9 protein-coding genes and 1 tRNA gene are annotated in these 8383 nt (G+C 67.1%); 5 read left to right on the forward strand and 5 right to left on the reverse strand.

Annotated features, from left to right (window positions below; translation table 11 throughout):
• Positions 1–79 precede the first annotated feature (79 nt).
• Both AB0F72_RS12080 and AB0F72_RS12085 read right to left on the reverse strand, forming a co-directional pair.
• Positions 80–2608 (reverse strand): EAL domain-containing protein, encoded by a 2529-nt coding sequence (locus AB0F72_RS12080; RefSeq protein ID WP_360429244.1) that lies wholly within the window; start codon positions 2606–2608, stop codon positions 80–82.
• Between the two features lie 41 nt (positions 2609–2649).
• Complete coding sequence (locus tag AB0F72_RS12085; protein WP_360429247.1) at positions 2650–2790, reverse strand: hypothetical protein; 141 nt, start codon at positions 2788–2790, stop codon at positions 2650–2652.
• A 254-nt stretch (positions 2791–3044) separates the two neighbouring features.
• Between AB0F72_RS12085 and AB0F72_RS12090 the strand changes: the two genes are divergently transcribed.
• Positions 3045–3356, forward strand: coding sequence for a hypothetical protein (locus AB0F72_RS12090; RefSeq protein ID WP_360429250.1), 312 nt, complete (start codon positions 3045–3047; stop codon positions 3354–3356).
• On the opposite strand, the gene AB0F72_RS12095 is transcribed toward AB0F72_RS12090, so the two are convergent.
• The 3 genes from AB0F72_RS12095 to AB0F72_RS12105 all read right to left on the reverse strand — a co-directional run bounded on the left by AB0F72_RS12095 (position 3353) and on the right by AB0F72_RS12105 (position 5089).
• The gene (locus AB0F72_RS12095; RefSeq protein ID WP_360429253.1) at positions 3353–4192 is read right to left on the reverse strand and encodes a sulfurtransferase; all 840 of its coding nucleotides are present in this window, start codon (positions 4190–4192) and stop codon (positions 3353–3355) included. The two genes, AB0F72_RS12090 and AB0F72_RS12095, sit on opposite strands and share 4 nt — an antisense overlap.
• Positions 4193–4281: 89 nt before the next feature.
• The gene (locus AB0F72_RS12100; protein WP_360429256.1) at positions 4282–4566 is read right to left on the reverse strand and encodes a hypothetical protein; all 285 of its coding nucleotides are present in this window, start codon (positions 4564–4566) and stop codon (positions 4282–4284) included.
• 31 nt (positions 4567–4597) lie between these two features.
• Positions 4598–5089 (reverse strand): YajQ family cyclic di-GMP-binding protein, encoded by a 492-nt coding sequence (locus AB0F72_RS12105; protein ID WP_360429259.1) that lies wholly within the window; start codon positions 5087–5089, stop codon positions 4598–4600.
• Positions 5090–5235: 146 nt separating this feature from the next.
• Here AB0F72_RS12105 and AB0F72_RS12110 point away from each other — a divergent pair.
• The 4 genes from AB0F72_RS12110 (at position 5236) to AB0F72_RS12125 (ending at position 8260) form a co-directional block, all read left to right on the forward strand.
• Positions 5236–5319 (forward strand) — tRNA-Tyr (locus AB0F72_RS12110).
• A 318-nt stretch (positions 5320–5637) separates the two neighbouring features.
• Positions 5638–6183, forward strand: a complete 546-nt coding sequence (locus AB0F72_RS12115) for a hypothetical protein (protein WP_360429262.1) — start codon at positions 5638–5640, stop codon at positions 6181–6183.
• Positions 6184–6561: 378 nt separating this feature from the next.
• A complete protein-coding gene (locus AB0F72_RS12120; RefSeq protein ID WP_360429265.1) occupies positions 6562–7635 on the forward strand; it encodes a hypothetical protein in 1074 nt (357 codons plus the stop codon).
• Between the two features lie 64 nt (positions 7636–7699).
• Entirely contained in the window at positions 7700–8260 is a 561-nt protein-coding gene (locus AB0F72_RS12125; protein WP_360429268.1) for a hypothetical protein, read from the forward strand.
• Positions 8261–8383 lie beyond the last annotated feature (123 nt).

Genomic DNA, 8383 nt, shown 5'->3' on the forward strand with positions numbered 1-8383 from the left:
CTCGCTCGCTGCAGAAGTAAGACTACACGGCCTCTGGCCGGGGGTGAAATCGGTACCCCCACCCCCGTGAAATGCCTGCTCAGATCACGGCTCGGAGCCTTCGGACCTCCCCGGTCGGTGTGGACTCCGGCTCGGTCTGGGCGGACAGCCACGCCTCCAGCCGCTCGAACGGCAACGGCCGGCTGAAGAGGTAACCCTGGCCGAGCTCGCAGCCCATCTCCTCCAGCAGGTCCAGGGTGAGCTCGCTCTCCACTCCCTCGGCCACCACCGTGAGCCCGAACTCCCGGGAGAGCCCGACCACCGCCCGGACGATCGCAAGATCACCGTTGTCGGTCGCCATGCCCTGCACGAACGTGTCGTCGATCTTCACCTCGTGCACCGGCCACTGTCGCAGGTACGCCAGCGAGGAGGCCCCGGTGCCGAAGTCGTCGACGCTCAGCCGGACGCCCAGGTCGCGCAGCCGGTACAGCGTCGGCAGCACCCGTTCGATGTCGTTGAGCATCCCCGGCTCGGAGATCTCGAAGGTCAGCTGGCCGGGATCGACGCGGTACTCCGCCAGCATCTCCTCGACCAGGTCCGGGAAGCGGGAGTCGAGCAGTGTCCGCGCGGAGAGGTTCACCGCGATCGCCAGCGGGCGGTCCGCCGCGGCCCAGTCCCGGCAGCGCCGCAGGCCGGCCCGGAGCACCACCTCGGTGAGCCGGGCCAGCTGGCCGGTGTGCTCGGCGACGGCCACGAAGTCCTCCGGCGCCACCTCGCCGTGCGCCGGGTGCGACCATCGGGCCAGGCACTCCACTCCCACCACGTGCCGGTCGGCCAGCGTGACCATGGGCTGGAAGTAGACCTCCAGCTGCCCGTTGTCGAGAGCGCGGCGCAGGTCGGCGGCGATGCCCAGGCGGCGGACCGCACGGGACTCCAGGGCGGGGTGGAAGGGCTGCACCCCGTACGGCAGGGCCTTGGCCGCGTTGGCCGCCAGCTCGGCGCGCTGCAGCAGGGTCTCCGGGTCGCTGCCGTGGTCCGGATAGACCGCCACACCGACCGCGGTGTCCACGTCCAGGGTGAGCGAGCCGACCGCCATCGGGCCGCGCAGGCGCTCCCGCATCTGGGTGGCGAGCGTGATGGTCGCCTCCAGGCTCTCCGCCCGCAGTGTGACCACGAACTCGTCGCCGCCGATCCGGCCGACCAGCGCGCCGGAGTCCGCGATGCCGCGCAGCCGGGCCGCGACCTCGGAGAGCAGCTTGTCGCCGGCCGCGTGGCCCATCGACTCGTTGACGTTGCGCTGCCCGTCCACGTCGAAGAGCACCACCGCGACGACCTCGTGCTCGGCGTGCACCCGCACCGACTCGGCCAGCGCGTCGACGATCCGGCGCCGGTTCGGCATCCCGGTCAGCCGATCGTGGTACGCGTCGTGGCGCAGCCGGTCGACCAGACGCGAGTTCTCCACCGCCGCCGCGGCGTGCGCGGCGATCGTCTCGAGCACCTGGATGTCGCTGTCCCGGAAGCTGCGGGTCTCGCCCAGCCGGTTGACCACCTCCAGCGTGCCGATGATGGCCGGACCGGACCGGAGCGGGACCACCAGGGCGTCTTTCGCCCGGGCCTCGCGCAGCTCGCTGCGGAGGTCCTCGGTGTCCGGGAAGTGCGGGCCGACCGCGACCACGTGGCGCTCCTCCACCGCACGATCACGGATCAGGGCCGGCACCGGTGAGACGTCGAGCAGGCCCTTGTTGTCCACCTGGGCGGTGAGCAGAACCTCCGGATAACGGCCCTTCGGGACGAGCCAGAGCGTCGCGTACTCCGATCGCATGAGGGCACGAACCCGGCCCAGCAGAACGTCGGGCAATCCGCTGTCCGAGCTCTCCTTACGGACGGCCTGGGTCAGCTCGTAGACGTCGGCGAGGGTGCGGTGCTGCCGGAAGACCCCGGCGAACGAGCGCAGCAACAGCGTCAGCGCGACCGCCAGGACGGCGAGCAGGACCGCCGACCACTTGGTGGCCTCGAGCGCGATCAGGAAGAGCAGGCCGACCGCCACGTTGACGCCGGAGATCATCTGGTTGGGGAGGCTGGCCCGGAGCAGATCGGGGCCGGCCCGGCCGCCCTGCACCACGCTCATCACACCGGCGAGGCAGCCGAGTTGCACCAGCACGTTCACCGCGACGGCGACCGCCAGCACGCCCCAGGTGCCCGGGCCGGCGTTGACGATCGGCGGGAACGCCTCGAGCACCAGCAGCGAGGCACAGATGCTGGCGCCCTGCTTGGCGACGTTGAACCACAACTTGACCGGAAGCATGGTGGCCCGCATCTGCAGGCAGAGCGCACCGGTGACGACCACACCGATCATCAGCACCGGCGAGACGTAGTAGAGGCCCAGAACGAGTGGCACCTCGGTCACCGTCACCGAGAACGCGTTGCGCCGGATGACGACGTTGAACTCGGCGAACTGCGTGATCAGGTACAGCGCCAGGAGGAGGACCGCGGGCAGCCAGTCCCGGTACCAATCCGGTTCCTTGATCCAGAACCCGGCCGTGCAGGCAATCGCGAACAGAGCAAGCGGGCCGGTGATCAGCCACGCATAATCAGCGGAACGCCGCCGGGGTCGTGAACGGCCGGCCATGGCGCTCCTCTGCAGGTCGCGCGGAAAGGGTCGCGGTTCGGTCAGTTCCAGTCGTAGTCGAGGGTGGTGTAGCGAACCGCGGATGGCTCTTCGGTCGCCGCGTGACCTGCGGTGACGCCACCGAAAGCCGCCGCAAGCACAAGCACCAAGCCAGCGAGGCGGCTCAGCTTCTTCGCAGACATGCAAGGCTCCTGTTGGTACGGCAATTCCGGATCGGTGTCCTGATGTTGCCACACCAGTTGTGCGACGGGGAGCGCCCATCGGCGGGTCGAACCGAGACTTCCCGAAACAATGGCCGAACGGTTGAGTCAATCCCGCGACTACGAGTCCAAGAATTGGGGGCTTTACGCCGGATTTACGGGTAGAAGTGAGGGCAATTCGGCTCCTTTCGTCAAGGCTGCTTGACGTCAAGCTGGCTTGACGCAACGATCGTCCAGTGACGACACCGGAGGAACTCGAACCGCGGCACACCCTCGTGACGGCGACCGCCCGGTACAACGATCTGCGCATGCGCGACGCCCTGGCCACCATGGACCCGGACGGCAGCCCCGGCCTCACCCGCGACGAGGCGCTGGAGATGCTCGCGCTCAGCGAGGTGGTGATCCGCAAAGCCGGGTACGGGCGGCAGCCGATGATCCGCACCGCCCGTGGCGCCGGGGCCTCCTGGGCACAGATCGGCGCCGCCGTCGGCAGCAGCAAACAGGCCGCCTGGGAAGCACACCAGCGCTGGCTCGACGCGCAGGTCTAGGGCTGGTCGCCGGTCGCGGCCGGGCGGGTGGTGTGCGCGTACTGCGACCAGGAGCCCGGGAAGAGCCGGCCGGCGCCCAGACCCGCGTGCTCCATCGCGATCAGGTTGTGGCAGGCCGTCACGCCGGACCCGCAGTAGGAGATGACGTCGGCCGCGTCGCTCACGCCCTGCTCGGCGAACCGGTCCCGCAGCTCGGTCACGGGCCGGAACCGCCCGTCCGCGGCGAGGTTCTCCCGGCAGGGCAGGTTCCGGGCGCCCGGGATGTGACCGGGACGCGGATCGACCGGCTCCGCGTCGCCCCGGAACCGGGACCGGTCCCGGGCGTCCAGCACCACCCGGCCACCGGCCGCGTCATCGACGGTGGCGATCGCCGCCGCCTCGTCGATGGTGGCGATCCGCCCGGCCGGCCAGTCCCGCGCCGTGAACGTCGCCGGCGCCGGCTGCGGCACGTCGGTGGTGAGGTCGCCGGTCCACGCGGTCAGCCCGCCGTCCAGCAGCGCCGCGTCGTGGCCGATCGCCCGGAGCAACCAGACCAAGCGGGCCGCGATCACGCCGCCCGCGTCGTCGTACCCGATCACGGGGGTGTCGTCCCCGATCCCGGCCGCCGCCATCGCGGCGGCGAAGACGCCCGGATCCGGCAGCGGATGCCTGCCCTCGGCCGGCGAGCCGTGCCGGGCCAGCGCGGTGTCCAGGTCGATGAAGACGGCGCCGGGAAGATGGCCCTTCGCGTACGCGTCACGGCCGGACCGCCCGTCCAGGTACCACCGGACGTCGGCCAGCACCACGCCGTCACGATGATCGCGCAGCCACTCCGCGTCCACGACCGGGTCGATCACGGTGTCCGTCTCCTTATGACTACAGGTGCTCAGCGGCCGGCGGCCGGGTCCTGCGTCGAAGGTACGCCGCACCGCCCGCGGCCCCCTCGTCAGTCGTCCTTCCGCCGGGCCCGCGGGCGGAAACGGACGACGGCGACCGCGACCAGGGCGACGGAGACGACGGACGCGGTCGTCCCGGAGGTCCCGCCCGCGAGGCGTGCGCCCACCACGAAGATCAGAACTGCCAGGCCGAACAACAGGTGATAGAAGCCGGCCTCCCGATCGGTCCGGAACGACCGGCCGATCACCGCCGGGGCGCGCCCACTGACCAGGACGCGCGCGCCGAACGCCAGCAACACCAGCCCGATCAGGCCGCCCAGCGCCGCTGTACCCACCGCATCAGTCTGCGACGCGGGCGACCGCCGCTCAGCGGTAATTCGTGAACTGCAGGGCGACGCCGAAGTCCTCCTGCTTGAGCAGCGCGATCACGGCCTGCAGATCGTCACGCTTCTTGCCGGTCACGCGCAGCTGGTCGCCCTGGATCTGGGCCTGCACGCCCTTCGGCCCCTCATCCCGGATCTTCTTGCTGATCGCCTTGGCCTTGTCGGTCTCGATGCCCTCGACGACCTTCAGATCGATTTTGTACGTCTTACCGGACTGGCGCGGTTCACCGGCGTCCAGCGACTTCAGGGAGATGTTCCGCTTCACCAGCTTCTCCTTGAAGACGTCGAGCGCCGCGGTGGCCCGCTCCTCCGTCTCCGACGTGATGGTGAACGCCTCCCCCGACTTGGCGACGACGGTGCCCGTACCCCGGAAATCGAACCGGGTGGCGAGCTCCTTCTCCGCCTGGTTGAACGCGTTGTCGACCTCCTGCCGGTCGACCTTGCTCACGATGTCGAACGACGGGCTGGCTGCCATGATCAGACTCCTGCTTGTTTCGTCTCAGTGGTGCTTCAGCGGGGCAATCCGGGCCCCGCGACATGCCGACCGTACCCGGTTGCGAGGGCCGCCCGTGGTACGGCTATCCTGATGTCCGCTGCTGCGGGAGACCGCGGTGGTTCCCAGGCGGGTTGCCCGAGCGGCCAATGGGAGCGGACTGTAAATCCGTCGCGAAAGCTACAGAGGTTCGAATCCTCTACCCGCCACCACTGGGAAACGGAAGCCCCTCAACTGTGGAAACGCAGCGGAGGGGCTTCCTTCGTTTGATCTAGCTGAGTCCAGCCGAGTCCGGCTCTCCACGAGTGGTTGTGGGCGGATCGCGGGCAGAACGATCAAGCTGGTGGGCTAAACCGAAGCAGCTCTACTCGCCTACCCTGAGCCGCGTCTGGGCTTGCCCACGACGACTCGGTGGCAAGCCGCGAAGCGGCGCGGCAGTAGCAACGGCCCGCACCATTAACATGCGCAGCTGAGGCTTCCAGCGCAGTTGCGCAGACCTCTCCTTTGACTCTCGGCGTCAAACTGACGCCATGTCGTCGAGCACGCCCCTGTGGGTTCCGATTGTCGTAGCAGCCTTCGGCGTGGCTGGTTCGGTGGCCGCTGCGTGGCTCACTCAGCGAGCTAACCGCAAGCGCGAGGATCAACGGTGGCAGCGGGAGCGCGAGGCTGATGAGATCCGCTGGTCACGGGAGAAGGCTGAAAGACTGCGGGAGCTGCGGGTCACCCTCTATATCGATGTCGCCGAGTACGTACAGCGCCGAGAGTCCAGCTTCGAGGCCATCACGGATGAGTACGGCGTCGCCTCTTCCGGATGGTCTGAGGAGCTAATTCACCCGCAACGGCTGAGCGCGCGCGTCAACCTTCTGACGCCCGATCCAATCCGGCGGGCGTGGGCCGCATTCGAATCGGCAGAGGACCAGCTCTTCTGGGAGCTCAACGAGAACCCTGACGGCGTCAACCAAGGCGGACCGTACCTGAAGGCAGACAGCCTCGTAGTTAAGGATGCAAGAGATTCAGTGGAACCTCTTCGGCAGGCACTCCGGGACGCGATGAGCGATATCGACTCTGCCAGCTAGAGACGCTGACTCATGAGCCGGATCCGATCTAACAGCCGTGAGGCCGGCGCGTCGGCCGATGCCGGCCGGAGGCCGCCAGCAGGCCGAGCGCGTCCGGCCCGCGCCGCGCCTGCGCGGCGCCTTGATCGAGAAGAGATCAATTCAGCAGTCTATTCAGCCCATAGCGTCAGGCGGACAAGCCGACTCGCCCGTCGTCCCCCAAGGACGACCACGAGGGCGGCGCTGACCTCTATTTATATGTAGGCACCGTTATTTCTATGTAGGCACCGTCACTGTTGATCTTGCCTGAGCCATGCTGTGCCCTAGGAGCGTCCTTGATCAATTTGCTCCCGCCTTACGATGAGATCTGTTTCTTCCTAAGGCCCGGGAGGTGCCGCAGTGGCGTTCTATGGATACCGCCTTTTCTCGTTCCGGATCGCACCTGGCCCATCCGGCCGAGCCCCAAGGAACTTCAAGGAGTGTCAGGGTGAGCACTACCTTGAGGCGGCACTCCGGGCATTGAAGGCGTTGTCGCAAGACACCATGATCGGCGACCCTCCTTCGAAGCCGGAGGAGGGGGCGATCACCGCAGGGGCCGCTGCGCTCGCCTCCGGCGTGAACTACGCCAACGAGCCGGCCTTCCGAGTGGAAGAGTTGCAGGTTGTCGAGAACACCATCCGGGCCACGGTAATGAGCGGGAAGTTCGGGAGCCACGGGAAGGCACTGAGCCCTGAAGGCCCGTCCGGGGACGCGGACATCAGCGACATGGCGCCATCCAAGAGTTTCCGTCTCGTCTTGGCACTTCCGCGCGATGGCAAGGTCGGCGTCCTGGCCGTTGAGGACATCAGCCGGTCAACGCCCGTTACTCCCTTCACCAAGTGGCTCTTCTGGCGGTCCCAGCAGGACGTGGAGGGGTATCGAGCACAAGGAGAGACCGGCCGGATGGCCTGGCGCCCCATGGTCAAGCCGCTGGCTGACGAAGAACGCCTGGTCAGGCTGGTTCGCGAGGGCAAAGCTCAGGCGCTCGAGCTGGTCAAGCACTCCATCAGCGTTGCTGGCACGCGGCCTCAGAAGAGGTACAAGGTGCTTGCATCAGTCATCGATGTGAACATGGCTGAAAAGGTGGTCGGAGTACTTAGGGGGTGGATGGAGACAAGCGCCTCCGAGGACGAGTTGACCGGGGAGACCGCCAAGCCACTGGTCACTGACGCCGAGGCAGCGAAGCAGCTCGCGGCTATCGTTGGTCCGGAGATCGTCAACCTGAACCCGGACGAAGGCTACGTGGTCATCCAGGAGGACGACGAGTCGTCGAAGACGCGGAAGATTAGCCCTACCCAGATGTCCGAAATCTTCACATACAGCCAGCCTGGCGGCAGCAAAAGTGACACACCCAAGTTCTACTCTCTGGTGAGGAAGACGGCGATGCGGTTGCAGCCTGCGGCCAATATCGCTGTCGACTGGCCGGAGCAGTAGCAAGGGACCCTTGCACCGCTTCCGGCTCAAGATTCGAGAGCGCTCGCGGGAAGAGGAGTGACCAGTGCTGGATCGCTTCAACCCGATACCTGTGTTCCGGGGGAGCTGGAAGGGACTCGCTGACGGCCGGTATGGCCGCCTTCGGCCGGACTGGCTGGCGCGTGCCGTTCTCGGCCTGCCACCTGCTGCGTTGCTGATCTTTATGCTTTGCAGCGACGCCGACCTCAAGGCACCCGTGCCGATCCTCACCGCCGTGTCGCTTCTGGCTGGAGGGATGCTAAGCGCTTTCACCCACCTGTCGACACTGCGGCTGAAGATCACGGAATGGTTGGACGATCCGGAAGCAGAGCAAGATCGGTTCCTGACGGAGCGCGAGATGATGGACGAGTCGGCAGCGCATCTCCTTGCAGGCGCTGTAGCATGCGCACTCGACGCCGCCCTTCTCGTCCTGGGACTGAATCTGTCGTCGGACGAAAAGGGCGCCCTTACCGGCGTGTGGGCAGCGCTGGCCGGCGCCGGGAGCGCATACGTGCTCTTGCTCTTCGTGATGTCGGTACCACGAATGTATGCGGCGTATGTTGCCATCAATGATGTGAGTACCAAGTTGAGCGGCTTCGCCAGGTAAGGGCATTCCAAGCTTCTCAATATATAAGTGTCCCGCCCCGAGTTTGATGGAGACATCGAAACCTGGGAGAAGATCTAGCGATGGCGGCACCGAAGAAGTACCCCGATGATCTGCGTGAGCGTG

Source organism: Actinoplanes sp. NPDC023936 (assembly GCF_040639325.1).
In the GTDB taxonomy this organism is placed as follows: Bacteria; Actinomycetota; Actinomycetes; order Mycobacteriales; family Micromonosporaceae; genus Actinoplanes.